The organism is uncultured Henriciella sp., from assembly GCF_964005855.1.
Lineage (GTDB): Bacteria > Pseudomonadota > Alphaproteobacteria > Caulobacterales > Hyphomonadaceae > Henriciella.
Genome location: NZ_CAXFSW010000018.1, coordinates 1 through 23,480, shown reverse-complemented (window position 1 = coordinate 23,480; position 23,480 = coordinate 1). Strand labels below are relative to the sequence as shown.

General features: G+C 61.7%; 24 protein-coding genes. 11 read left to right on the top strand and 13 right to left on the bottom strand.

All coding sequences use genetic code 11. The features are described 5' to 3' along the window. Positions 1–3 precede the first annotated feature (3 nt). The 12 genes from ABNU55_RS13685 to trbB are packed head-to-tail and all read right to left on the bottom strand — an operon-like array spanning position 4 to position 10,042. Entirely contained in the window at positions 4–354 is a 351-nt protein-coding gene (locus ABNU55_RS13685) for an AlpA family phage regulatory protein (RefSeq protein WP_348764463.1), read from the bottom strand. A gap of 12 nt (positions 355–366) precedes the next feature. Continuing rightward, positions 367–681 (bottom strand): DUF736 domain-containing protein, encoded by a 315-nt coding sequence (locus tag ABNU55_RS13680; protein ID WP_348764462.1) that lies wholly within the window; start codon positions 679–681, stop codon positions 367–369. Between the two features lie 5 nt (positions 682–686). Continuing rightward, positions 687–923 (bottom strand): DUF2274 domain-containing protein, encoded by a 237-nt coding sequence (locus ABNU55_RS13675; RefSeq protein WP_348764461.1) that lies wholly within the window; start codon positions 921–923, stop codon positions 687–689. Beyond that, complete coding sequence (locus tag ABNU55_RS13670) at positions 920–2,197, bottom strand: TrbI/VirB10 family protein (RefSeq protein WP_348764460.1); 1,278 nt, start codon at positions 2,195–2,197, stop codon at positions 920–922. The genes ABNU55_RS13675 and ABNU55_RS13670 overlap by 4 nt, the downstream gene beginning before the upstream one ends. 4 nt (positions 2,198–2,201) lie before the next feature. Beyond that, the gene (trbG, locus tag ABNU55_RS13665) at positions 2,202–3,239 is read right to left on the bottom strand and encodes a P-type conjugative transfer protein TrbG (RefSeq protein ID WP_348764459.1); all 1,038 of its coding nucleotides are present in this window, start codon (positions 3,237–3,239) and stop codon (positions 2,202–2,204) included. A gap of 5 nt (positions 3,240–3,244) precedes the next feature. Beyond that, positions 3,245–3,937: a conjugal transfer protein TrbF gene (trbF, locus tag ABNU55_RS13660; protein WP_348764458.1), complete on the bottom strand. Its 693-nt coding sequence runs from the start codon at positions 3,935–3,937 to the stop codon at positions 3,245–3,247. A 3-nt stretch (positions 3,938–3,940) separates the two neighbouring features. Beyond that, positions 3,941–5,257 carry a P-type conjugative transfer protein TrbL gene (gene trbL / locus ABNU55_RS13655; RefSeq protein ID WP_348764457.1) on the bottom strand — a complete coding sequence of 439 codons (1,317 nt, stop codon included), beginning with the start codon at positions 5,255–5,257 and terminating at the stop codon, positions 3,941–3,943. A gap of 6 nt (positions 5,258–5,263) precedes the next feature. Beyond that, positions 5,264–5,983: a conjugal transfer protein TrbJ gene (gene trbJ, locus ABNU55_RS13650; RefSeq protein ID WP_348764456.1), complete on the bottom strand. Its 720-nt coding sequence runs from the start codon at positions 5,981–5,983 to the stop codon at positions 5,264–5,266. A gap of 12 nt (positions 5,984–5,995) precedes the next feature. Next, positions 5,996–8,467: a conjugal transfer protein TrbE gene (gene trbE, locus ABNU55_RS13645; protein WP_348764455.1), complete on the bottom strand. Its 2,472-nt coding sequence runs from the start codon at positions 8,465–8,467 to the stop codon at positions 5,996–5,998. Further along, entirely contained in the window at positions 8,461–8,715 is a 255-nt protein-coding gene (locus ABNU55_RS13640) for a VirB3 family type IV secretion system protein (protein ID WP_348764454.1), read from the bottom strand. The genes trbE and ABNU55_RS13640 overlap by 7 nt, the downstream gene beginning before the upstream one ends. After that, positions 8,715–9,050, bottom strand: a complete 336-nt coding sequence (locus ABNU55_RS13635) for a TrbC/VirB2 family protein (RefSeq protein ID WP_348764453.1) — start codon at positions 9,048–9,050, stop codon at positions 8,715–8,717. Before ABNU55_RS13635 ends, ABNU55_RS13640 begins: the two co-directional genes overlap by 1 nt. Continuing rightward, positions 9,047–10,042 (bottom strand): P-type conjugative transfer ATPase TrbB, encoded by a 996-nt coding sequence (gene trbB / locus ABNU55_RS13630; protein WP_348764452.1) that lies wholly within the window; start codon positions 10,040–10,042, stop codon positions 9,047–9,049. The genes ABNU55_RS13635 and trbB overlap by 4 nt, the downstream gene beginning before the upstream one ends. 266 nt (positions 10,043–10,308) lie before the next feature. Here trbB and ABNU55_RS13625 point away from each other — a divergent pair, with 266 nt between their 5' ends. The 3 genes from ABNU55_RS13625 (at position 10,309) to ABNU55_RS13615 (ending at position 14,910) form a co-directional block, all read left to right on the top strand. Continuing rightward, positions 10,309–11,157, top strand: coding sequence for a DUF2285 domain-containing protein (locus ABNU55_RS13625; RefSeq protein ID WP_348764451.1), 849 nt, complete (start codon positions 10,309–10,311; stop codon positions 11,155–11,157). Between the two features lie 358 nt (positions 11,158–11,515). Continuing rightward, positions 11,516–14,296, top strand: coding sequence for a DNA methyltransferase (locus ABNU55_RS13620; RefSeq protein ID WP_348764450.1), 2,781 nt, complete (start codon positions 11,516–11,518; stop codon positions 14,294–14,296). Further along, a complete protein-coding gene (locus ABNU55_RS13615; RefSeq protein WP_348764449.1) occupies positions 14,293–14,910 on the top strand; it encodes a hypothetical protein in 618 nt (205 codons plus the stop codon). Before ABNU55_RS13620 ends, ABNU55_RS13615 begins: the two co-directional genes overlap by 4 nt. 51 nt (positions 14,911–14,961) lie before the next feature. Here ABNU55_RS13615 and ABNU55_RS13610 read toward each other — a convergent pair whose 3' ends face one another. Next, on the bottom strand, positions 14,962–15,279 hold the full coding sequence (locus tag ABNU55_RS13610) for a hypothetical protein (RefSeq protein WP_348764448.1): 318 nt from the start codon (positions 15,277–15,279) through the stop codon (positions 14,962–14,964). On the opposite strand from ABNU55_RS13610, the gene ABNU55_RS13605 reads away from it, so the two are divergent. The 8 genes from ABNU55_RS13605 (at position 15,278) to ABNU55_RS13570 (ending at position 23,368) form a co-directional block, all read left to right on the top strand. Further along, positions 15,278–17,365 carry a DEAD/DEAH box helicase family protein gene (locus tag ABNU55_RS13605; protein ID WP_348764447.1) on the top strand — a complete coding sequence of 696 codons (2,088 nt, stop codon included), beginning with the start codon at positions 15,278–15,280 and terminating at the stop codon, positions 17,363–17,365. The two genes, ABNU55_RS13610 and ABNU55_RS13605, sit on opposite strands and share 2 nt — an antisense overlap. Further along, the gene (locus ABNU55_RS13600) at positions 17,358–18,539 is read left to right on the top strand and encodes a GIY-YIG nuclease family protein (protein ID WP_348764446.1); all 1,182 of its coding nucleotides are present in this window, start codon (positions 17,358–17,360) and stop codon (positions 18,537–18,539) included. Before ABNU55_RS13605 ends, ABNU55_RS13600 begins: the two co-directional genes overlap by 8 nt. Before the next feature lie 237 nt (positions 18,540–18,776). Further along, on the top strand, positions 18,777–19,343 hold the full coding sequence (locus ABNU55_RS13595; RefSeq protein WP_348764445.1) for an antirestriction protein ArdA: 567 nt from the start codon (positions 18,777–18,779) through the stop codon (positions 19,341–19,343). A 1-nt stretch (position 19,344) separates the two neighbouring features. Beyond that, positions 19,345–19,821, top strand: coding sequence for a hypothetical protein (locus ABNU55_RS13590; protein ID WP_348764444.1), 477 nt, complete (start codon positions 19,345–19,347; stop codon positions 19,819–19,821). A gap of 48 nt (positions 19,822–19,869) precedes the next feature. Beyond that, positions 19,870–21,642, top strand: a complete 1,773-nt coding sequence (locus ABNU55_RS13585) for a ParB/RepB/Spo0J family partition protein (RefSeq protein WP_348764443.1) — start codon at positions 19,870–19,872, stop codon at positions 21,640–21,642. 504 nt (positions 21,643–22,146) lie between these two features. Continuing rightward, a complete protein-coding gene (locus ABNU55_RS13580; protein ID WP_045694945.1) occupies positions 22,147–22,470 on the top strand; it encodes a DUF736 domain-containing protein in 324 nt (107 codons plus the stop codon). A gap of 167 nt (positions 22,471–22,637) precedes the next feature. Continuing rightward, on the top strand, positions 22,638–22,871 hold the full coding sequence (locus ABNU55_RS13575; protein WP_348764442.1) for a helix-turn-helix domain-containing protein: 234 nt from the start codon (positions 22,638–22,640) through the stop codon (positions 22,869–22,871). Continuing rightward, a complete protein-coding gene (locus ABNU55_RS13570) occupies positions 22,868–23,368 on the top strand; it encodes a S26 family signal peptidase (RefSeq protein WP_348764441.1) in 501 nt (166 codons plus the stop codon). Before ABNU55_RS13575 ends, ABNU55_RS13570 begins: the two co-directional genes overlap by 4 nt. The last annotated feature ends 112 nt before the right edge of the window (positions 23,369–23,480 follow it).

Genomic DNA, 23,480 nt, shown 5'->3' with positions numbered 1-23,480 from the left:
TATTCACCGCATCCGATAATCCGGATGAGGCCCGCAGCCATCTCGGCCCTTGCGCCGTTGGGCGTCGATCCACTCCAGCACTTCGGCGAGGGGCCACACGACGCAACGGGGCGTGAGGTAGAAGCGCTGTGGGAACTCGCCCTTCTGTTCGAGTTCGTAGATTGTCGTGTCGGAGAGCGGCACGAGCTTGCGGAGTTCCGGCCGCCTGACGGTTCGTCGCCGGAAAATATCCGCAGGCGTGATCCGTTCAGGATCGGTTGACGTGACGGGGGCAGGGGCCTTTGGGGGCGGGTTCAGGTCCCGCGCGAAATCCTTAAGCCCTGTGCGCCCGCCCTCCTTTACGCGATGCAACATGACGCACTCCGATTATCCCGTCTTTGCCCGGTTCCAGACCATGACGCCGGTGCCGTCCTTCTCGTTCTCGAAGAAGGCTGCGCGCATGGGGCCTGCGAAGCTCGGATCGTCGAGCTTGACGGCAAGATACGGCGTTTCGCCTTGCTTGCTTTCCTGACGCCAGGCTGCGCCGAGTTCGGCCCCGCCGGCATAGAGCCGGAAGTCGGGCGCGCCGTCTGAGGCCTTGTCCGTATTGGGAACAAGCTGGGCTTTGACGTTGATGGTCATGGTACGGATGGTGCCGGTATAGCTGCCATCCTTCAGGGTGAACGTGCCGATCTGTGCCATGGGCTTCAGTCTCCTTTGCTGGCATTGTCGTGAAGGGCGCGGCGCGCCCGCTTGAACCCGGCATCTGATGCCAGGAAACTTTCGATCATGGCCGGGATCAGCGTTTCGGGCTTTTCCTCCGCGCCATAGGTCTGGCGGTAAATTTCGGCGTAATCGCTGAGCGCGCTGGCGAGGTCCGGATCGACCGAAAGACTCATGCGCACCGGTGTGCGGTCGGGAAGGCGATCGAGGCGAAGGGTCATCGTGTGGCTCCTTGGGGATGGGGTCTGAGGATGAGATCGCGGGTGACGACCACGCGTACCGGCCAGCCGGGCCGCACACGGATCGTCGGCTGGATGCCAAGGTTGCGCTCGACCACGCGTTGACCTGCCTGGTTCACTGTGTCGGTGGTGCCGCGCCGGATGGCGCGCTCGAGATCGCCGTCACCGTCTGCGCCAAGCTCTGCGCCGACACCGAGGATTGTCGCGAGGCCTGCCGCGATGAACACGCGGTCCCAGTGATGGTCGGTCCGGTCAGAGAGACCGGCAAAGCCCTGCGCGTCCGAGCCGGGTGCGGAGATGACAATGGACGAGCCGTCCGGGAAGATGATCCGGTCCCAGGTCACCAGGGCGCGGTCCTGACCGAACGAGACTTCGGACTGGTAGCGTCCGATGAGGCGTGAGCCCTGCGGGATAAGGAGATACTGGCCTGTGACCGTGTCATAGACGGGCTGGGTCACCTGCGCGACGATCGTGCCAGGAAGGTCCGAGTTGATGCCGGTCACCAGCGAGGCCGGGATCAGCGTGCCGGCCATGACCTGATACGGCGAGGCCGGGTCTTCGACCCCATGCAGATTGTAGATGTCGCTATCCGTACCCTCCCTGGCGAAGGCCAGTTTGCGGGACTGGAGATTCGTGTCTGAAGGTTGGCCGAATCCCGACGGCGCACCCTGCGGCAACGCGGCGAGCGCCAGGAGTTCGGATCTGAGGTCGCCTGAAGGATCGCGCCACGCGGGGTCGGAGGCAGATACGGACTGACCTCCTGTTTCAGACTCAAGCCGGAAAAAGACCGGTGCGCGGGCCGCTTCGTCTGCAAGCGCTGCCTCGCGCATGCGCCGGGCGCGTTCAGCTTCGTCCGCCGGGTTCGGGCGGAAGTCATCCTCGAACCGGCTCACATATTCCGGCTCGATGCCCAGCTCTCGCTCGGCCCGCAACATGGTTGCGCCGAGATCGCCGGAAAGCGGTGGACCTAGTCGGGTGACAGGTTCGGGTTCGGACCTCAGGTCACTGTAGCTTGCTGGAAGCGTGGAGAGGCCTTCGGGCTTTCTTGTGTTGGTCGTGTTGTAGAGCTCGCGGCGGGCATCCGGATCGACGGCGGTCGGCGGCTTGAGGGCTATACTCATCGCCGCGAACAGGGCGAGCACGCCAAGACCTGCGCCGGCCATCAGGACCTTGCGGTTGATCCGCGTGACCGGCTTCGGGCTGGATCGGATCTTCAGCCGCTCGGCATGCTCGTCAAAGGGAATGGGCTCGGACATCGGCTCAGTTCCCGAACAGGCCAGCGAGCGGCGAGCGGCGCTCGTTCCTGGAGATGCGGACAATGGTCTGGTTCCGCTCGCCAAGCCGCAGTTCCGCCGCGCGGAACAGCCGGTCGACGACATAATAATTGCCGCGTACGCGGTAGTTCACGAGTTCGGCGTCGCCATCCGCGCCGAGCACGAAGAGTGGCGGCATGTCGGTCGTGGCGATGGACTCCGGCATCTGGATGAACACCTGGCGGCCATCATCGAACACGCGCACGGGCTTCCAGTCCGGGCTGTCGCCGGTCATGCGGTAATCGAAGTTCAGGCCTTCAAGCGCCAGGCCGCGCTCAATGCTGCCCGCGTCCCGCGCGATTGCGCGCTCATTGCGGGCGGTGAGGCCCGCCAGCTCGTCTGCGGGATAACGCCAGGAGAGCGCGGCCATGTATCCGCCATCCGTACTTTCGAGTTCGAGGTGATAGGTGCGCCGGTCGGTGGCGATCATCAGGTTTGTGCGGATGCCGGAGCTGATCGGCTTGACCAGCACATGGGCGCGGGCGGTCGCGCCGGAGCCCGAAACCGTGTCGCCGACCACCCAGCGGACCGTGTCGCCCGCCGATACCGAGACCAGCTCTTCGCCCGACTGGAGGGCAATATCGCTGACCTGGCCGGGGCTTGCGTAGAGCCGGTAAAGCGCGCCTTCTGTATAGGGATAGACCTGGATCGCGTTCACATAGCCATCGACCGAGGGCTCGATCAGGGCACTGGTGCGGCCCTGCTGGATAGCTTCAGCCGGTGAGACGGTTGGCGTGCTGACCGTTCTTGTAAAGGTCCGGGTCACGCTGCCATCGGCATTGGTGGTAACTGTTGCGCCGACCGGCATCATCTGACCGGGCAGCGGCAGCGGAACGGCGGTTTCCACGATCTCGACAGGATAGTCGGCGCGATCTTCGACGGGCGTGGCCGCGACAAAGGCGCTGTCGTCAATCGGTTCGAGCTCAGTCGTGGCGCAGGCCGTGGTAAGTGCGAGGGCCGAAGTGGCGAGGATAAAACGAAGCATGGGGATCATTCTCCTGTGACAAGGTCCTGACCCCAGTTCAGGGCATGGACATAAAGGCCGAGCGGATTGGCGCGCAGGGTCTCTGCGTCGGTCGGCGGCTGGGTGATGAGCGTGAAATTGCCGGTGAACCGCTGCGCCCGGACCAGCGCGCCATTCTCATAGGTCTTCTCGATCCAGCGTGCCTGAAAACTGTCATCGGAGACGCGCACGACGCTGACCACATCCACGGTGCGGGATTTGCGCCCCACATCCGCAAAGGGATCATTGGCCGAGGCGTATTCGTTGAGCGTGGTGGCCGCGCGGTCCGTCACGAAGTCATAGGCGCGCAGCCAGTTCTCGCGCACGACGACGGGATCGACGCTGAGGCCACGGACATGGGTGATGAAGTTCGCCAGGTGATGGGCGATCTGTGCATCTGTGGGCGTGTAGCGTTCCGTTACCGGAGCGACGGCCCGCGCGGCGCCGGTCTCATCGACCTCGACCACATAGGGCGTGACCGTCGACTGCATGCTCCGCCAGACCAGTGCGCCGGACGTGACGAAGCAAAGCCCGAGGCATCCAAGGGCCATGAGCCGCCAGTTCTTCGCCTGCACGCGGGCCGAACCGATGCGGTCGTCCCAGATTTGACCCGCCTTCTGAAAAGGCGTTTCGGGAAACGGGCTTGGTCCATAGCTGGAGGAAGATCGCTTGAAGGCCATCGTCTAGTCGTCCTTGTCTTTGAGAGTGGGGTTTGCGCCGGACGCGCCGCGATCGCCGTCGCGGATCGAATGCGCGGCCATCTGACCAGCCTGGCCCATGCGCTGACTGGTCTGCATGCGCCGCGCCCAGCCGGGGCTTTGGGACGAGGATGATCCCGAGGCAGAGCTTTCCATGGAAGCGGTTTCAGACCCGCCCGTGGCGCGCCAGGCGCCCTGGCTGCCTCGGGCATAAGCCTCGCGCATCGATCGGGCGGGACGGCTTGCAGCGCGGCGCATCGCATCGCCGCCTGCGCGCGCGACACCGGCAAGACCTGCTGCCACACCTGCCGCGCCTGATGCACCGGAAGCGACCGACCCCAGCGTGTAGGAGGTGCGTGCTGCGCCGGCCATCGAGGCGCCCGCCTTGACGGCTGAAGACGCACCGCCCGCGACAGCGCCGAAGGCGGCGCGGCCCCCCATGCCGGCAACGTAAGTCCCGGCGGCCACACCGGCCGCAGCGCCTGCGGCTGAGCCTGCGCCAAGCTGCGGTGCGCCAGTGATGAGGCCGGAAGCGATGCCCGGCGCGAAGATGCCCATCCAGAAGAAGACGATGGCGGCGAGCACCGTGCCCATGACCTGAGCCAGCGTGACATCCTCGCCGGTGCGGAACGCGTCGGTCACGGATGAGAACAGCGTCGAGCCGATGCCGATGATAACGGCGAGCACCATGAGCTTGATGCCGGAGGTGATGACATTGCCGAGGACGCGCTCCGCAAGAAAGGTCGTCTTGTTCCAGAGCGCGAAGGGCACGAGCACGAACCCAGCCAGCGTCGTCAGCTTGAACTCCAGAATTGTGATGAACAGCTGAACGGCCAGAACGAAGAAGGCGACCATGATGATCGCCCAGGCGACGAACATGACCGCGATCATGATGAAGTTATGGAAGAAGGAAATCGGCCCCAGCATGTCGGAGATTTCTTCCAGCAGCGGCTGACCGGCATCGAGGCCGACACTGGCGATGAAGCCGGGGCGCAAGAGATCATCGGCGGTCATTGTGCCGCCGCCTGCGGTCACCCCAAGTTCGGCGAAGCTGTCGAAGACGATCCCGGCGAGGAGTGAGAAGTTGCCGATGATGAAAGCGAAGAAGCCGACATAGAGCACCTTCTTCAGCAGCCCGGCGATAATGTCGGTGTTCTGAGAGAGGGCCCAGAACAGGCCCGCCAGCGTGATGTCGATGGCGATGAGGGTGGTCGACAGGTATGCGACATCGCCCGCCAGCAGGCCGAACCCGCTGTCGATATAGGCGATGAAGGTCGCAAGGAAGGTGTCGATCACGTCCATGGGCCATCAATCTCCGAGGAAGGCCCGGGTGCGGGCGCGGCCACGTTCGGCCTCGACGAGCTGGCGGGCGCGCTCCAGCGCCTCGGCGCGGTAATGGGCCGCCATCATGGCTTCCATCTGCATAAGCTGTTCGGTCTGCAGCGCATCGATCTGGTTTCCGGCCTGGGCGACCTGGAGATTGCCGACGGCGGACTGGCTGTCCGCGATCAGCCGGTCGAGGCTTTCAGAATCCTCGCGCGCCGATGAGACGACTGAGGCTGTGACTTGCAGACTCTCGCGATAGGCTGTGCGGGACTGTAGCCAACGGGCGCGCGCTTCTTCGACGAGGACGGCCTGACGCGGCGGCTCGGCGCCATAGTCTTCCGGGTACACCTCTTCATACTCGTGCTCGATCTCCTCGACGCGGTAGCCGATGCCTTCGGCATCACGCATCAGATCATCGATGCGCCGCATACGGCGCAGGATATCATCGGCAATGGAGTCGGGCAGCGTTTCGAGATCGCGCGCCATGTTCTCCAGCATCTGGATCTCATGGGTGAGCTGCTGGATCTGCTGGTTGATTTGCTGCAGGGCGCGGATGGCCTGAAGGATGTTTTCAGCGTGATTGGCCGGATCGTAGACAATCCCTCCGCCGAACAGCTGGGCGCTGGCTGGCGGCGCGGTGAGGGCGCTCAGCGGCAGGGCCGCAATAGCGACAGAAGCAAAGAGGACGGCGGGACGTTTCATGGGGACAGGCTCCTATTCGGCGGCGAGAAATTTTGAGGGCTGGAAAGGCGCGTCTGCGCCAGGTTGGGGCGCATGGCCCGGCCATCGATCGAGAAGCTCTGCCGCCCAGGGCAGCGCCTTCTCGATCAGCCAGCAGGCCGCGAACCCGTCCCCTTCGGTCTCTGCCCAGATGCGGTCCATGCGGATCTGATCTTCAGGTGAGGATGCGCCACAGACAGAAAGTGTGATCGGTCCCAGACCGAGATCGAAGACGCGCGCACCGAGCGGGGACTGGTAGTAATAGTCGCGCTTGGGCGTGGCTCTTGATATCAGTTCGATCTGGCGCGCATTCAGGCCGAAGCGCTGATAGGTTTCGCAGGCCAGCGGTTCCTGCGCGCGTTCATTTGGCAGGAAGATACGCGTCGGGCAGGATTCCACCAAGGCTGGTGCGATCGACGAGTTCGCGATGTCAGCCAGGCTTTGGGTCGCGAACACGACGGACACGTTTTTCTTTCGCAGGGTCTTGAGCCATTCGCGGAGGCGCGCGGCAAACATCGGATCATCTAGAAAGAGCCAGGCTTCATCGAGGACGAGGAGCGTCGGTCTGCCGTCGAACCGCGCTTCGAGCCGGTGGAAGAGATAGGTGATCACGGGCGCCACAGCGCCCTTTGCATGCATCAGCGCTTCCATCTCGAAACAGACCGTGTCGGCGAGGGCTAGGCTTTCATGATCGGCATCGAGCAGCCGGCCATGCGGGCCTTCCAGCGTGAAAGGGTGCAGAGCGGATTTAAGGGTTTCGTCCTGCAGCATCAGCGTCAGGCCGGTCAGCGTGCGCTCGGTTTCAGGCGCTGAGCTGAGAGACTGGATCGCTTCCCAGAGCCGGGCTTTCAGGTCCGGCGTCATGGCGACGCCTTCATTGGCGCACAGGCCCGCGAGCCAGTCGGCGGCAAAGCTTGCGCCGTGTTCGGAGTCGATGTCCTTTAGGGGTTGCAGGCTTGGAGCTTTGGAGCTGCCGAGATCAACATGCCTGCCGCCCATGCAGAGCGTTGCGGCTCGGGCAGAGCGCCCCTTGTCGAATATGAAGACCTGAGCGCCCTCGTAACGCTTCCATTGCAGGGCGAGCAGCGAGAGCAGGACTGACTTGCCCGCGCCGGTCGGGCCGACCACCAGCGTATGGCCGACATCGCCAATGTGCAGGTTCAGCCGGAACGGTGTGGTGCCATCAGTCTGCGCCTGGATCAGCGCTGGGGCTTGCAGGTGCCGGTTGGTCTCTTCGCCCGCCCAGACTGCAGACAGCGGCACCATATGGGCAAGGTTCAGCGTGTGCAGGATCGGCTGGCGGACATTGGCGTATGGATGGCCGGGCAGGCTTCCGAGCCAGGCATCGACGGCGTTGAGCGTCTCACGGATCGCCGTGAAGCCGCGGCCAGTCACGATGCGCTCGGCGATCCGGATATGTTCGTCGACGGTGCGCCGGTCGGGATCTGCGACCGTGATGGTCGTGGTGACATAGCCGTAGGAGACAAGGTCGGCGCCAAGTTCCTGAAGGGCGGCATCGGCATCACCGGCCTTGTTGTCAGCGTCATTGTCGACGAGCGCGGCCTGTTCATTGAACATGGTCTCGCGCAGCACCGCGCCGATGGATTTACGTTTGGCGAACCAGTGACGGCGCTTCTTGCCCAGAACCTTCTCGGCTTCGGCCTTGTCCATGGCGATGAACCGTGTCGCCCAGCGATAGGCAAAGCCCTGCCGGTTCAGCTCATCGAGTATGCCGGGCAGGGTTGAGGCCGGGAATCCGAGAATGGTCAGGGTGCGGAGGTGCGCCTCGCCGATCATCGGCTCAAGGCCGCCCGCGAAGGGCTCGTCGGCCAGCACCGCGTCAAGAAAGACGGGGAGCTCGGGCGTGACAACCGGATGGCGCTTCGTCGAGATGGTCGAGTGCAGGTAGATCAGCGTCTCATCGTCTGAGAGCTTTGCGATTTCGGCGAGACAGGTGGAGAGAAGGTCAAAGACTCTGTCCGTTTGTTGCTGGAACGTTTCCAGCCGGTGGCGCCAGGTCGCGGCGTCTTCTGTCTCGGCGCGCTGGATCAGCGCCTTCTCCGCGCGGCCCGTGGCGTCCGCCGGCGGCAACCACAAAAGGGTGAGGTAATAGGCGCTCTCAAAGCGGGCGCCGGATTCCTCAGCCTGTAGCGCGCGTTCCTGATCGATCAGCCAGGAGAGCGCGTCGGGAAACTCCGCTTCCGGATAGTCATGCACTTCATTACGCTGCGCCTCGAAGAACAGCGCCCAGCCCGAGCCGAACCGGCGCAGCACATTGTTGACCCGCGCCATGACGGAGACGAGTTCTTCCTCGGTCGAGCTTTCAAGGTCAGGGCCGCGATAGCGGAACGTGGTCTGGAACGAGCCGTCCTTGTTGAGGACGACGCCCGGCGCGACGAGACAGGCCCAGGGAAGATAGTCTGCGAGCAGTTTTGGTGTGTCTGCGTATTCCTTGAGGTTCAGCATGTCAGATGCTCCTTGTGGCGTGTTGAACGGCTCGCAACGGCCATGAAATCCGGATCGCTTCGCGCCACGAACACTGCCGCCGAATGCCCGACCGCCCAAATGACGAGGCCCGGTATCCAGAGCTGGAGGCCAAGGCCGATCGCTGCGGCGAGCGTCCCGATGGCGATGGCGGCCGTGCGCGGCGCGCCTGCCATCAGGATCGGCTCGGTCAGCGAGCGGTGGAGCGGGATTTCGTAGCCTTCTGCCATCACACCAGCGCTCCGCCGCCGAACGAGAAAAAAGTCAGGAAGAAGCTGGTCGCGGCGAAGGCAATGGACAGGCCGAAAACGATCTGGATCAGCTTGCGCATGCCGCCACTGGTCTCACCAAAAGCGAGGGTCAGGCCGGTGATCGTTATGATAATGACCGCCACAATCCGGGCGACCGGGCCCTCGATCGAGGTCAGGATCTGATCGAGCGGGCCTTCCCAGGGCATGCCGGAGCCTGCGGCGTGGGCCGGACCCGCGATCATCAAGCCGAGACCGATACAGGCCGCGACCTGGACCGTTCGGTTCACGGTCTGGAGGTGTTTGTAGAGCGTCATGGGAGTTCTCCGTGTTGGACGAGTGAGAGAGATCGGGAGACGAGCGGCTGGGTCTGGTAGCCCTCCTCGCCAAAGCCGGTGACGCGGAGCGCCTCTTCAACGCGGCGCTGACCGCCCGCGCGACTCATGAAGACGACAACGTCGATCGCTTCTGCAATGAGGTCGAAGGGCGCGCGGGGCGTCGCCTCCAGCGTCAACTGTTCAAGGCGGGTAAGTGCACCGTGGGCGGAGTTGGCATGCAGCGTGGTGATCCCGCCCGGATGGCCGGTGTTCCAGGCCTTCAGGAGATCGAGCGCTTCAGCACCGCGTACCTCGCCGACAATGATCCGGTCGGGGCGCAAGCGCAGAGTCGAGCGGACAAGGTCCTGCAGGCTGGTGCTGCCGCGATGCGTGCGAAGCTGGACCACATTGGGCGCGGCGCAGCGAAGTTCGCGCGTATCCTCCAGAATGAGGATGCGGTCGTCATGGAGCGAAGGTTCGGCAAGAAGCGCGTTCGTGAAGGTCGTCTTGCCGGATGACGTGCCGCCGGCGATCAGAATGTTCGCATGGTTCGCAATCGCGTCCTGGAGTGCGGCAGCCAGTGCAGGGGCGAGCGCGCCTTGATCGACATAGTCGCCCAGCTCGAACGGCGTCGTCGCGGGCTTGCGGATCGAAAAGCAGGGCGCGGTCGAGACAGGTGGAAGAAGCCCCTCAAACCGCTCGCCACTGCCGGGGAGTTCGGCAGAGACGATTGGGGAGTTGCGGCTGGCAGCTTCTCCCACCCCGGACGCCACGAGCCGGATGACGCGCTCGCGGTCTGAAGGGGCAAGAGTGTGATCGGACACGATGAGCCCGATCCCGGCCGTCTCGATCCAGACAGAGCCGTCCGGATTGGCCATGATCTCGATCGTATCGGGCGCTTCCAGCGCCTCGCGCACCACCGGGCAGAAGGCCGTGCGCAGCATCGCTGTGCGGCGGGTTTCGGTCTCCAGGTGGTGCGAGGGAGGTGACATGGAACGGGGCCTTTCGTGGACCCCTCAATCATCCCAGCAGCACCGCTGCCGCATCAGTTCGAATGCGAGCCAATGAAAGCAAAACGCAGCAGGCTCCCGCAAACCTCTGCAAGGCGCGAAATAAATAGACACGCAAAGGCTGAACCCATCCGGAGCGAATCCAGTCCGATTGGATGCGCCATTATCCTTAAGTTGGGCGCGTGCCGAATGAATCGCGCAAAAGTGGAACGAATTTTGCTCTTTCGTCTGCAAGTGGAGGAAAGAGCATGAAGACCTTTGCGCTTGAAACCAATGCGGAAACAGCCGCTTACGACTATCTCTCGCATCTTTCAGCGGACCGCTGGGCCTGGGAATATGTTCGCCGCAATGATGATTTTCGCGATGACGCGGCGACTCGCAAAGTCGACGACATTTCTGAAAAGAAGGCCGATTGCGCCGACATCCGCATCCTGCGTTCGCGCGTGCCGCAGACCCTTGCCGAGCGCTGGGGCCTCATCTTCATGCCGGACCCCGATCTCAACGGCTTCGAGGCCGACGCCGTCTGGAGCCACTATGTCTTTCCTGACCAGGTCGAGGTGAACTGCACACCGCGCAAGCCGGGGCAGGGATGTGACATCTGGGATCGAACCGTGCCTCATTGCGACATCACGCACATCACCGACAGGGCGGGCCGGGAATATCTCCTGCTTCGAGGAAATGACTGCGTCGTGCAGGTGCGCTGCACGGGCATGTCGCTGCTTAGCCTCGAGCCCGTACGCATGAAGCTGCAGATTTCGGACATGGTCGCCTATGAGCGCAAGCTGAAGCTCCAGAAGGAAGCCTTCCGGCTTTACGGAAGAGGACCGAACACATCGGCGGCACGCTGGACGAAGACGACCCAGATCTTGCGCAATGGCGTCATCGCGCTTGATTGCCTGAAGGCCGGCATGAGCCAGCGGGAGATCGCCGCACTGCTCCACGGGCCGAAGGCGGTCGCGGAGGAGTGGGGCGTCGATGGCAGTTCGCTGCGCGCATCCGTGCGCTATGTCATCTCTAAGGCTCAGGGCTTGCGCGACGGCGGGTATCTGATGGAGCTTCTCGGTGCGCGCCTGGGCGGGGATCGTCAGGCGGCCTGAGTCATTTGCGGCCTGCCCGCGCCAGTGGCGCGGGACTGTTCGCCCGGCTGGATAGCTTCTCTCTGAGGCTCAAGGCGGTCCGGGCCCATCGCCGACCTTCGCCCGGCGCTCACCCCGGAGCCGCGGGGCCGTCATGCGCCGACCGGCCCGGCGAGGCTCAATGAGGGTCCGGATGTTCGTCTTGAGAACGTGGTTCTGGGTCTCGCCGGCTGGCCGCGCGCCCGCGCTTCCCACTGGCTGGCGCCAGAGGGGTCACGGGCGCTGACTTGCGGGCGTCGATCAAGCCGACGTGCCCCGAATCGCTTCATTTAATGGTCTATCTGCGCTTAAAGACCTGTTTGAGGTCTGAAACTGATTCATGAACGCCGTTGAGATTGAAGAAGCCATATCTGAACTTGCTTCTGCACCCTTTGATGCAGAAGAGTTTCCGCGTGCTTTCCTTGAAGCCTTCAACAACAAGCCGACGACGGTAAAGCGCCTGCTGGCGAGCGCAGCGAAAAATTCCGACGTTGAGGGCGGCGTCCTTCAGTACAAGAATATCCATCTCGCCGTTGCCGAGCCGGGCAAGGTGAACGCGAAGCTCGCGGAACTCCGTGCCAGCCCGAAAACGACGACAGGAAAAGTCCGCTTCATTCTGGCGACCGATGGCCAGACACTTGAGGCCGAAGACCTTGTCGAAGGCGACATCCGCGTTTGCGACTACCGCGACTTCCCGAACCATTTCGGTTTCTTTCTTCCGCTCGCAGGCATCACGACCGTCAAAGCGATCAAGAATAACCCGATCGATATCCAGGCGACCGGGCGTCTCAATCGCCTCTATGTCGAACTTCTGAAGGGAAATCCTGACTGGGCTACGGATGAACGCCGTCACGACCTCAATCAGTTCATGGCGCGGCTGATCTTCTGCTTCTTCGCGGAAGATACGGGCATCTTTCTCGGGGAGAACCTGTTCACCCGCACGCTCGAACAGATGAGCGATCGCGACAACGCGCACGACATTATCTCTGAGCTGTTTCGCGCCATGGACATCCCGAACAGGGAACGTGCCGGGGCGGGCCTCAGGCCTTGGGCAGATGCGTTTCCTTATGTGAATGGCGGCCTGTTTGCCGGATCGAACGAAGTGCCGCGGTTCTCCAGGATTGCCCGCAGCTATCTTCTGCATGCCGGGAGCCTCGATTGGAAGTCGATCAACCCCGACATTTTCGGGTCGATGATCCAGGCCGTCGCCGAGGATGAAGAGCGCGGCGAGCTCGGCATGCACTACACCAGCGTGCCGAACATCCTGAAAGTGCTGAACCCGCTCTTTCTGGATGATCTGCGCGCGCAGCTTGAGGAGGCTGGCGACAATCCCCGCAAACTCCTCAATCTGCGCAAGCGGCTGGGGCGCATCCGCGTTTTCGACCCGGCCTGTGGCTCAGGCAATTTCCTCGTCATCGCCTACAAGGAGATGCGCGCGATCGAGGCGGAAATCCTCTCGCGCCGCCTGAAGGTTCTGAGCGCAGACTCAAAGGATCGCGAAGACCTGCGCAGCGTCATCCCGCTGAAGAATTTCTACGGGATCGAGATCAAGGACTTTGCCTGCGAGATCGCACGGTTATCGCTGCTGATTGCCGAGTATCAGTGCGACGTCGATGCCATGGGCCAGGAACGCGCAGGCGAGATCGTCCTGCCGCTAAAGGAAACGGGGCGGATCAAGCACGGCAATGCGTTGCGGCTCGATTGGCTGGAGGTTTGCCCGCCGCCGGAACAGGCGTCAGCGGTCGAGGAGGACCTAGCGGGGCCGACGGGACGGCTGGCTCTGGAGCCGGGCGATGGCGGGGATTGGGAGACGTATATTTGCGGGAATCCGCCTTACTTGGGCTCGACTTGGCAATCCAAACAGCAAAAGGACGAGATCAAAAATGTCGTCGCCGGGCGTATGAATTCTCCGGGCTTTCTCGACTATGTATCAGGCTGGTTTCTGAAAGCGGCGGCCTATATCGAGAAAACGCCGACAGTTGCCGCCTTTGTGACTACGAACTCGATTTGCCAAGGTCAGTCGGTTCCTCTGCTTTGGCCAATGCTTTTCGCTTCTGGTTGCGAAATACGGTTTGCTCATACGTCTTTCAAATGGACTAACCTCGCAAGCAATAATGCCGGTGTAACGGTCGCTATTGTCGGAATAGCCAGGATCAGCGGCTCTTCGAAATCAATCTATGAAGATGATGGAAGCGGTCGCACAACAAGGCGACAGGGTACTGGAATTTCTCCGTACCTTACGCTTGGCACCGAAGTGGTCGTGACAAAGACGCGGCAACCAATTTCGGATATCGCTGAGATGGAATTCGGCAACAAGCCAACAGATGGGGGCCACCTACTGCTTGATCGAAGTGAAATACCGTCATTGTCGCTGAGCGATCAACAGAGGGCGAAATTCATTCGTCGAATTTTTGGCTCCGGAGATTTCATAGGTCATGGTTTTCGTCATTGCGTATGGATCAATGACAATGACTTGGAGGAAGCTCTGAAAATACCTTCGCTCCGGACGCGTATCGAAGCCGTGCGTGACGTACGGCTTGCGAGCCGCGACAAGGGAGCCAATGCGCTTGCGGCCCGCGCTCACCAACTGAAGTTGATGCGGATTGGGGACGTGCAGACTATCGTCGTACCGGGAGTGTCGTCTGAGCGCCGCGAGTATCTGCCTGCCGGACTTGTAGACAATAAAACAACGCTCACAAACCTAGCCTTTGGTCTTTACGACGCGCCGATCTGGAATTTGGCCTTGGTCGTCTCCAAACTTCATCTCGTTTGGATCGCAACGGTCTGCGGCAAAATGAAAACCGATTTCCGCTACTCCAACACCCTCGGCTGGAACACTTTTCCGGTCCCGGCGCTGACGGAGAAAAACAAGGCTGATCTGACCCGCTGCGCCGAGGACATCCTGCTGGCGCGGGAGCATTACTTCCCCGCGACCATTGCCGACATGTATGACCCCGACCGCATGGACGAGGAATTCCCCCTCGTGCGCGAGGCCCATGAACGCAATGACGAAACGCTTGAGCGCATCTATATCGGCCGCCGCTTCAGGAACGACACAGAACGCCTCGAAAAGCTATTTGATCTCTACACGAAAATGACAGCGGCGGAGGACGCCGCATGATCGAACTGACAGATCTCATAGTCGCCGGAATTGGCCTCGCAGGTGTCCTGCTTGGTAGCCTTATCGCCGTTTCGAAGGACGCATGGGCGTCTTCTCGGCAACGTCGCCGCGACGGGTCGTACGCGGCGATTCGGTTGGCCTGCCTGCTCGACGAATACGCAGACAAGTGCATCGATGTCGTTCAGGATGACGGCACCGCTTATGGTCAGCCTGCTGGGCGCACAAGTGACGGCCAGGAATATCTTCAGGCACAAGTCGCAACACCTGGTCCGCCGGACTACCCCGACGATATCGCTTGGCGCAGTCTCGACGAAAAGCTGATGCACCGGATCCTGGCACTCCCGAACATGGCGCGAAGCACGGACCGCCATATCGACGCGGCCAGCGATTATGCTCATCCACCTGATTTTGATGAGGTGTTTGAGGCGAGGCAACAAGGCTATGCGCGCATCGGTCTTGAATCACTGGAAATTGCGTCAGCGTTGCGAAAGCGGTTCGAAATCGAGTCCGTTGGTCGTGTTTCGAATAATCCTGACTGGAATCCAGAGGCCTGCTTTCGAGAAACTCTGCAGAAGTTTGAGGCGCGCCGGAAGTCGATGGAGGACGCAGCATGACCAATGTTCTTGCTTTGTGCCGCGACTCGCTTCAAGAACGGAATTCTATAGCTAGGAGTCCCGATCCATGCCCCGCAACACTGAAAGAACAGGGAAGTCGGCTGCCAGCGCAGCGTCCAAAACCCTACGCAGCTCCTCTGCATCAAGATCTGCAAAGTCTGCTGCAGGTTCAGCGCTGGCCCAATCAAAGACGTCGAAAGTCAGCTCGGCCAAAGCGGCATCGACAGCAGCAAAGACGCTGCAGTCAAAGTCTGCCAGCAAGGCGGCGAAATCTGCTGCGGCGTCGACACTCACACAACGACCGAACCGCAAGGGCAAATAGTCAAGCCTATTGGCGGCGGCCCGTACTTCAAAAGGGCACATCGCCATGACCGCACCTCGTAACGTCCCTTCCGTCTCGGTCACCTACAAGCGCACCGGCGCGACGAACAAGTCGAACGAGCTCGGCATGCGGCCGATGCAGGAGCGTGCCTATGAGCGGCGCGGTGAGCAATATCTGCTCATCAAGTCGCCACCGGCCTCGGGCAAGAGCCGGGCGCTGATGTTCATCGCCCTGGACAAGCTGCACAATCAGGGACTGTCCCAGGCCATCATCGTTGTGCCGGAGCGGTCGATTGGCGCGAGCTTCAACAATGAGCCGCTGACCAGATGGGGCTTCTGGGCGGACTGGGAAGTCAGGCCGCAATGGAACCTCTGCAATGCGCCGGGGGCGGATGACATCCGCGTCGCGAAGTCCAAGGTTAAGTCTGTCGGTGCTTTTCTGGCGAGCGGTGATCCGGTTCTGGTCTGCACCCATGCGACCTTCCGCTTTGCGGTCGAGGAGCTGGGGATCGAGGCGTTCGACAATCGCCTGATCGCCGTGGATGAATTCCATCACGTCTCGGCCGATGATGACAATGTGCTGGGGTCGCAGCTGAAGGCCTTCATCGCACGCGACAAGGTGCATCTCGTCGCCATGACGGGGTCGTACTTCCGCGGCGATGCTGTGCCGGTCCTGATGCCGGAAGACGAGGCGCGCTTCGCGACCGTCACCTATACCTATTACGAGCAACTCAACGGCTATGAGCATCTGAAGGCGCTCGATATCGGCTACTTTTTCTACAATGGTCCGTATGTGGATGACATCGCCAAGGTGCTCGATCCGGACCAGAAGACCATCGTCCACATCCCGAACGTCAATTCGCGTGAAAGCACACAGCGCGGCAAGACGACCGAGGTGAGCGAGATCATGCATGCGCTCGGTGAGTGGCAGGGAAAGGACTCAGCCACGGGCTTTGACCTTGTGCGCCGTCCCTACGGCCGTGTCTTGCGTATTGCCGATCTCGTCGATGACGGACCTGAGCGGCATTCATTGGTGGTCGCGGCGTTGAAGGACCCGGCGCAGAAGAACAATCGTGACCATGTCGATATCATCATCGCCCTCGGCATGGCCAAGGAGGGCTTTGACTGGATCTGGTGCGAACACGCTTTGACGGTCGGCTATCGCTCCAGCCTCACCGAGATCATCCAGATCATCGGGCGTGCGACGCGCGACGCGCCCGGCAAGGAACGCGCGCGCTTCACCAACCTGATCGCCGAGCCCGACGCCTCGGAAGACAAGGTCACCGAAGCGGTCAATGACACCCTCAAGGCCATCGCGGCCAGCCTTCTCATGGAACAGGTGCTCGCTCCGAAGTTCAATTTCGTCCCCAAGGGCGCTGGCGAGGACACGGACTTCGACTATGGCGAGGAAGGTTACGACGCGTCCCGTACGAATGTCGGGTTCAATGAGGAGCGCGGTGAGTTCCAGATCGAGATCAAGGGCCTCGTGCAGCCTGAATCCGAGGAAGCAACCCGCATCTGCCAGGAAGACCTGAACGAGGTCATCACCGCCTTCGTCCAGGACAAGAAAGTACTCGAAACCGGCCTGTTCGACGGTGACCATGCCGGCGGCGATACGCCCGCAGAGGAACTCACCCTGGTGCGTATGGGGAAGATCGTCAGAGATCGCTATCCTGAGCTGTCAGAAACCGACCACGAAGCGATCCGCCAGCGCGCGGTTGCCGCGCTCGCCCTGACGCAGGAGGCGGCCAAGGAGGCTGCAAAAGCCGCAGCCAATGGCGGCGACGGAACCAAGGCCAATACCGCGCTGATCGATGGCATCCGGAAGATCGCGATGGATGTGCGTGATCTCGATATCGATCTCATCGACCGGATCAATCCTTTCGGGGCTGCTTACGCTATCCTCGCCAAGGCGATGAGTGAAGACAGCCTCAAACAGGTCGCGGCTGTTATTGCGGGCAAAAAAATCGCGCTCACCGAGGAAGAAGCCATGATGCTTGCCGAGCGTGCTAAAGCCTTCCTGCAGGAGCGTAACCGTCTGCCGTCGCTAACATCAAACGACCCTTGGGAACGCCGGATGGCTGAGGGTATCGAGTACCTCAAGAGAAAAGTGAAGGCGGCGCGTGATGCCTGAAAAGACCGCTGAAGAACTGCTCGCCGAACTCGGTGTCGAAATCGATGAACCAAAAGCCGCAGCCCGCTCGCAGCAGGAAGAGCGGATCATTGCGGGCTTTGAAGACATCCAGCGCTTCTTTCAAGAACATGGGCGCGCGCCACAGCACGCTGAAAATGGCGACATATTCGAGCGGATGTATGCGGTTCGGCTCGACCGCTTGAAGGCACTTCCTGAGGCACGGTCTGTGCTCGAGCCCATCGATCATCAAGAGCTGTTGGGGGACGCGGCACCCGCCCCCCAGACCAATGCGACCGACCCGGAAGCCTTGCTGGCAGAACTCGGCGTAGACGCCGACGCCACCAACGATGTCACCACACTCAAACACGTCCGGCCCACGGCTGAACGCAAAGCTGCAGAAGAAATAGCCAATCGCACACCGTGCAAGGATTTCGACAAGTTCCGTCCCCTGTTTGAGAGCGTGAAGCAGGATCTCGATGATGGGATACGTCAGACCCGCGCGTTTGAACTCAAATCCGAAATCGAGCCAGGACGCTTCTTTATCGTTGGAGGCCAGATCGCCTATGTCGCCGATAAAGGTGATGAGTTTACGCAGGAATATGGTGATCGAGATGCCCGCCTCCGGGTGATCTATGGCAACGCCACCGAGAGCAATGTCCTGATGCGGTCTCTCCAGCGGGCCCTGAATAAGGATGATGCAGGACGACGCATCACCGATCCAACGGCAGGGCCGCTCTTTTCAGACAAGGCCGGCGAGGACGATACGGAAAGCGGGACGATCTATGTTCTGCGCAGTCACTCATCCGATGCGCGGATCGCGGAAAATCGCGATCTGATCCACAAGCTGGGCGTGACCGGCGGCAAGGTCGAGACCCGCATCGCCAATGCGGCAAACGACGCAACATATCTTCTCGCAGATGTTGAAATCGTCGCGACCTATGAGCTTTTCAACATTAATCGCGTCAGGCTTGAAGCGCTCTTGCACCGGTTCTTCTCGGAAGCACGGCTGGATATCGAAATTTTAGACCGGTTCGGCAAACCTGTGCGCCCACGGGAATGGTATCTCGTGCCCCTGGATGTCATCGACGCTGTCGTGAAGGCTATTCAGGACGGCACTATCAGTACCCTGAAATACGATCCTGGTTCCGCCGCTCTGATCCAGCGGAACCGGTAAGGGCACCCCAGCCTCTCTCCGCCTCAATATCTGTTCCCATCAGTCAGGTGGGCGGACGGTGCGTCTGCCAGAGCGCGGTCGCCGCGCAAGGGGGCGGGACTTTGTCATCTTTGATCGTGTTTAGGCGTCATACCTACAGCTGCCCCTTGCGCGGAGCCCTTTTGCGCTCCGGCTGAGCACCTCCTCGCCGCCCACCCGACTGTCGGGAAAAGAACGCGGGCGGGGAAGGAGACTGACATGACTGACCAACTCGCCACCACTGCACCGCTTGCAGCCACCGCTGCACCCGCGCGAGCCGATAGACCGCGCATCTACGTGGCCTGCCTTGCAGCCTACAATAATGGCTGCCTGCACGGCCGGTGGATCACCGCGACCACCCCTGACGAGATCATGGAACAGGTGCGCGCCATGCTGGCGGCATCGCCGGAGCCGGACGCCGAGGAATGGGCGATCCACGATTATGAGGGCTTCGAAGGTGCAAACCTGTCCGAATACGCCTCATTCGAGACAGTGTGCGAGCTTGCGGACTTCATCGAGGAGCATGGCGAGCTTGGCGCGAAACTGCTGAGCCATTTCGGCGAAGACCTCGCTGAGGCGCGCGCCGCCTTCGACGAATACGCTGGCGAACACCGCAGCGCGGCAGACTTCGCCGAGAGCCTGCACGAGGACACCGGAACGCAGATTCCCGAAAGCCTTCGCTATTACATCGACTGGCAGGCGCTGGCCCGCGACATGGCGCTAAATGGCGAGATCATGGTGTTCCAGACGGGCTTTGACGAAGTCCATGTGTTCTGGAGCCGCTGACATGCCGTTCACGGAACGCTTCCAACCCTTCGTTTGTGAGGGCGACAGCATCAGCTGCGAGGTTGCAGGCTTCGAGATCATCGCGCGGATTGTGCGCGATGATTGCCCCGATGCACCAGACGAGCGCCAAGACGGATTCTGGCCATCGCTCTACAAGGACGCGCCGGGATTTATCGGCCCCGGCCCAAATCATCGCCAGCGTTTCGCCGAGGCGCAGGCCAAGGCCGAAGCCGTCATGGAGGCATGGCGAAAGGATGAATGGTTCTATTGCGGGATCGTTCTGTCCGTCGCGTTGGAAGGCGTCACGCTGGACGCCCATGCCGCCAGCCTTTGGGGCATCGAAGCCAACTATCCGGATGGCGATAACGCCTATCTGACCGAGGTCGCGCAGGAGCTTCTGCCCGAGGCGCTGCACGCAGGCCGCACCGCCGCCCGCCGCGTTTGCGCGGCGCTGGAAACCAGCGGGGCGCGCGCCTGACGGCGCGCCCCCAATCCACAAGCCAATCAATCAAGAAGGAGCCAGATCATGGCCCAGCCCATTCTCAAAACCGTCCCCCTGTCCGAGCTTCGGATTTCCAAACTCAACATGCGCCACAGCCGCAAGAAGCCCGACGTGTCCGACATCTTGCCGTCAATCCGTGAGGCAGGAATCCGGCAGACACTTCTGGTCCGCAAGGAAGGCGATCACTACGGCGTCGTCGCCGGACGGCGCCGCTACTTCGCCCTGAAAGAGATCGAGAAGGAGACCGGCGAGACCCAGCATGTGCCTTGCGCGATCATGACCGAGGAAGATGCCGCGAGCGCCATCGCGGCCTCCGTCATCGAGAATGTCGGACGCTTGCCAGCCTCGGAAATGGAGCAGTACACGGCCTTCAAACGCCTGCACGATGAAGGGCGCAGCGTGGACGAGATCGCTGCCTTCTTCGGCGTGACTGAGTTGCTTGTGCGACGGGTTCTGGCGCTGGCCTCGCTCGCTGAACCTATTCGCAAACTCTACGCCGAGGACGAGATCGACCGCGAGACGATCCGCGCCCTGACGCTTGCGACTGACGAGCAGCAGGCCGAATGGCTGCAGCTCTATGAAAGCGAGGACGAACGCGCGCCACGTGGCCGAAACTGCAAGGCATGGATCACAGGCGGGGCGGTCATCACCACCGACAAGGCGCTGTTCGAGCTTGAGGGCTTTGACGGCCAGATCACTGCAGACCTGTTTGGTGAGCATGGCGTCTTCGCAGATCCGGACGCCTTCTGGAAGGCGCAGTCCGCTGCCATCGTGCAGCGTATTGACGATTATATCGCCGATGGCTGGAAGGACGTGGTCTGCCTTGAGCGCGGGGCGTTCTTCCACCGCTGGGATCATCAGACGCGCACAAAGAGACAAGGCGGCAAGGTCTATGTCGAGCTCCGCCATGACGGCACGGTGACCTTCCACGAGGGCTATATCTCACAGGCCGAGGCGCGGCGGCAGGAGAAGGCGAAGTCCGGTCAAGACGATGCGCCGAACGCGCCCGTCAAACCGGAAATGTCCGGCCCGCTGGCCGAATACATACTCCTGCATCGCCATGGCGCAGCGGCGGCAAGCCTTGCCGCGCAGCCCGCCATCGCGCTGCGCCTGATGGTGGCCCATGCGATGACGGGCAGCGCGCTCTGGCAAGTCCGCGCCCATGAATGCGCCAGCCGGAAGGACGACACACGTGCCAGCCTTGAAGGCTCGAAAGCCACCGCCGAACTGGAGGAAAAACGCGCCCGTATCTCGTCTTTGTTCGAGGCGTTGGGCGTGAATGGCGAGGCGCGGCGCAATGGCGACGCCTACCGGCTTTGCGAAATCTTCGCCGCCTTGCTCGCCATGTCGGACGAGGAAGTCATGGAGGTTCTGGCCTTCACCATGGCGGAGACGCTGGAAGCAGGCGGGACGGTGGTCGAGGCCGTACTGCATGTCTGCGGGACGGATTTGGCTGCTTACTGGAAGCCAGACGCAGCCTTCTTCGACCTCTTACGCGATAAGCGGGCCATCAATGCGATGGTCGCTGACATCGGCTCGAAATCGCTCGCGGACAGCTGCGCTGGCGACACCGCCAAGGTCCAGAAGCAGGTCATCGGCAACCGGATCACCGGCAACGGATGCGAGCCCAATCCCGACTGGCGTCCGGGCTGGACGCAGACCCCGCCGACCCGACTTGTCGAGGGTGCAGGCTCACCGCCCGCCGATTCATGGGCGCGGATATCGGGTCTGTTCGAGGAGCGTGAAGACATTGATGGGGCCGCGACGCAAGCCTTCGATCAGCCAGACGCCGCCTGACGATTCAGTCTCCTTGTCAGGTGGATGATGGAGCCGCCCGGTGACCTTCGCCGGGCGGTTTTCCGCGTGCTGATGGCTGCTGCGGGGGCTGAGGTTTATCGATTGAACCGCGCCCTAAAAAAATCGCCCATCTTTGGGTCCCGCTTGGCTTTCCGAACTATCGGTCATCGATGGTTCATCCGTTTCCAACTGATGCGCTCCGACCCCCTTGTTCCCGTCTCATGCCGTGTGACCTGGACGACGCCTGACGGGCCCTGAAACCGGCCCTTGCGAAGAATTTTCCCCGCCGCTTTGCGGCTCCTCGCGGATCAAAATTCTTCTCCGGGCCGGTGCTCCACTTCGTTTCGCCCCGCCTCGCGGCTCGCCCGAAAAGTGGAAGCCACTTTTCGGATAAGCGAGCGCGCAAGAGACCGGGTTCAGGCCCGTCCTGCGCCGTCCTGACGGTCCGGCGTCGACGGGGACAAGGGGTCCCCCAAGACACATGGAAACGAAAGGAACCACACCATGGCCAACGCACTCGGATATGTCAGCGAAACCAAGACCGGCTTCGAAGGCGCTCTTGCAATGATGAACCTCTCGGCTGCCATCCGCATCGAGAAGAATGCGGAGAAAGCCGCCGACGGACAGCCAGACTATCGCATCTTTGCCGGAGAAACCTCGACCGAGATCGGCGGCGGATGGCTTCGCAAGGCCAAGGCATCGGGACGCGAATATGTCTCGATCACGCTGGCAGACCCGCAAATCGGCCCGCGCAAGATCTACGCGAACCTCGCCCCCGTGAAAGGCAAAAAGGGCCGCCACGTGATCCTCTGGAACCCACGGGACTAGGGGGGCGATCCATCGCCAGCGAGCCGCTCCGGAGATCACTCCGGGGCGGCTTTTGCGTGTTCAGGAAGGGGGGGGAGAAAATGCGCGGGCGCGATTTTCTCCGTCCAAACCGGCGCAGTTCGCGGCAAGTCTTTGCCAAGCCAGCAGAACGAAAAGGAGCGGCTGCAATGACACGAAACAGACGGAATGACGATGACTGGCCCGAGCTTCTCTCCGTCACAGAGGCGGCGGAATTCCTGCGCCTGACACGCTCGACGCTCGATCACTATCGTTGTGAAGGGCGCGGCCCGATCTATCGCAAGCATGGCGCACGGGTCTTCTATCCGAAGCCTGAACTCATCGCCTGGTCGGAGCGCAATGCCTATGCCTCCACCTCCGAGAAGATCAGGACATCGAAATGAGACGCCGCGCACTTTTCCTGACCGGTGCAGGCATTGGCCTTGCGCTGTTCGGGCTCGCTTTTTCTCCCACAGATCGCCTGATCTGGAACCGGACGGGCAGCGCGCCGCAAGGGCTTTACTGGCTGAGCGACGAGCCATTCACCCGTGGCCGATGGGTCGTCGTCTCGAGCCAAAGCGCTGAAGCGCAGTGGGCTGAGGAGCAGGGATTTGTCGGCCGGGACTGGCCTTTGCTGAAGCAGATTGCCGGGTTTCCCGGCGATGAAATCTGCCGGAACGGCGGCGCGGTTTCGATCAATGGAAGGATTGTCGCTGAAGCGCGGGAGGTCGATTCCAGAGGCCGCGCGCTGCCAGTCTGGCGGGGCTGCAAGGTCCTGGGGCCGCATGAATTCTTCCTGCTGACGCCGCATCCGGACTCCTTGGACGGGCGCTATTTCGGGGCCATGGAACGCAGCGATCTCATGGGCGTGGCGATCCCGCTCCTGATCTCGGATGAGTGAGGGGACTGCACGGCCATGCAAAGCGATACAAGGCGGTGCAGCGGGAGGATAAGCGGACGTATGCGTCCGGAGGTGACACATAATGTCAGACCTTGACGGGATTCTCGGCTTT

Bases quoted from the DNA above. Each gene is read 5' to 3' on its own strand.
- ABNU55_RS13585 (WP_348764443.1), top strand. From the start codon at position 19,870: ATGGCCCAGCCCATTCTCAAAACCGTCCCCCTGTCCGAGCTTCGGATT.
- ABNU55_RS13590 (WP_348764444.1), top strand. From the start codon at position 19,345: ATGCCGTTCACGGAACGCTTCCAACCCTTCGTTTGTGAGGGCGACAGC.
- ABNU55_RS13570 (WP_348764441.1), top strand. From the start codon at position 22,868: ATGAGACGCCGCGCACTTTTCCTGACCGGTGCAGGCATTGGCCTTGCG.
- ABNU55_RS13680 (WP_348764462.1), bottom strand. From the start codon at position 681: ATGGCACAGATCGGCACGTTCACCCTGAAGGATGGCAGCTATACCGGC.
- ABNU55_RS13620 (WP_348764450.1), top strand. From the start codon at position 11,516: ATGAACGCCGTTGAGATTGAAGAAGCCATATCTGAACTTGCTTCTGCA.
- trbL (WP_348764457.1), bottom strand. From the start codon at position 5,257: ATGGACGTGATCGACACCTTCCTTGCGACCTTCATCGCCTATATCGAC.
- ABNU55_RS13595 (WP_348764445.1), top strand. From the start codon at position 18,777: ATGACTGACCAACTCGCCACCACTGCACCGCTTGCAGCCACCGCTGCA.
- trbB (WP_348764452.1), bottom strand. From the start codon at position 10,042: ATGTCACCTCCCTCGCACCACCTGGAGACCGAAACCCGCCGCACAGCG.
- ABNU55_RS13580 (WP_045694945.1), top strand. From the start codon at position 22,147: ATGGCCAACGCACTCGGATATGTCAGCGAAACCAAGACCGGCTTCGAA.
- ABNU55_RS13675 (WP_348764461.1), bottom strand. From the start codon at position 923: ATGACCCTTCGCCTCGATCGCCTTCCCGACCGCACACCGGTGCGCATG.
- ABNU55_RS13640 (WP_348764454.1), bottom strand. From the start codon at position 8,715: ATGGCAGAAGGCTACGAAATCCCGCTCCACCGCTCGCTGACCGAGCCG.
- ABNU55_RS13615 (WP_348764449.1), top strand. From the start codon at position 14,293: ATGATCGAACTGACAGATCTCATAGTCGCCGGAATTGGCCTCGCAGGT.
- ABNU55_RS13670 (WP_348764460.1), bottom strand. From the start codon at position 2,197: ATGTCCGAGCCCATTCCCTTTGACGAGCATGCCGAGCGGCTGAAGATC.
- trbJ (WP_348764456.1), bottom strand. From the start codon at position 5,983: ATGAAACGTCCCGCCGTCCTCTTTGCTTCTGTCGCTATTGCGGCCCTG.
- trbE (WP_348764455.1), bottom strand. From the start codon at position 8,467: ATGCTGAACCTCAAGGAATACGCAGACACACCAAAACTGCTCGCAGAC.
- ABNU55_RS13575 (WP_348764442.1), top strand. From the start codon at position 22,638: ATGACACGAAACAGACGGAATGACGATGACTGGCCCGAGCTTCTCTCC.
- ABNU55_RS13610 (WP_348764448.1), bottom strand. From the start codon at position 15,279: ATGGCGATGTGCCCTTTTGAAGTACGGGCCGCCGCCAATAGGCTTGAC.
- ABNU55_RS13600 (WP_348764446.1), top strand. From the start codon at position 17,358: ATGCCTGAAAAGACCGCTGAAGAACTGCTCGCCGAACTCGGTGTCGAA.
- ABNU55_RS13625 (WP_348764451.1), top strand. From the start codon at position 10,309: ATGAAGACCTTTGCGCTTGAAACCAATGCGGAAACAGCCGCTTACGAC.
- ABNU55_RS13635 (WP_348764453.1), bottom strand. From the start codon at position 9,050: ATGACGCTCTACAAACACCTCCAGACCGTGAACCGAACGGTCCAGGTC.
- trbG (WP_348764459.1), bottom strand. From the start codon at position 3,239: ATGCTTCGTTTTATCCTCGCCACTTCGGCCCTCGCACTTACCACGGCC.
- ABNU55_RS13605 (WP_348764447.1), top strand. From the start codon at position 15,278: ATGACCGCACCTCGTAACGTCCCTTCCGTCTCGGTCACCTACAAGCGC.
- ABNU55_RS13685 (WP_348764463.1), bottom strand. From the start codon at position 354: ATGTTGCATCGCGTAAAGGAGGGCGGGCGCACAGGGCTTAAGGATTTC.
- trbF (WP_348764458.1), bottom strand. From the start codon at position 3,937: ATGGCCTTCAAGCGATCTTCCTCCAGCTATGGACCAAGCCCGTTTCCC.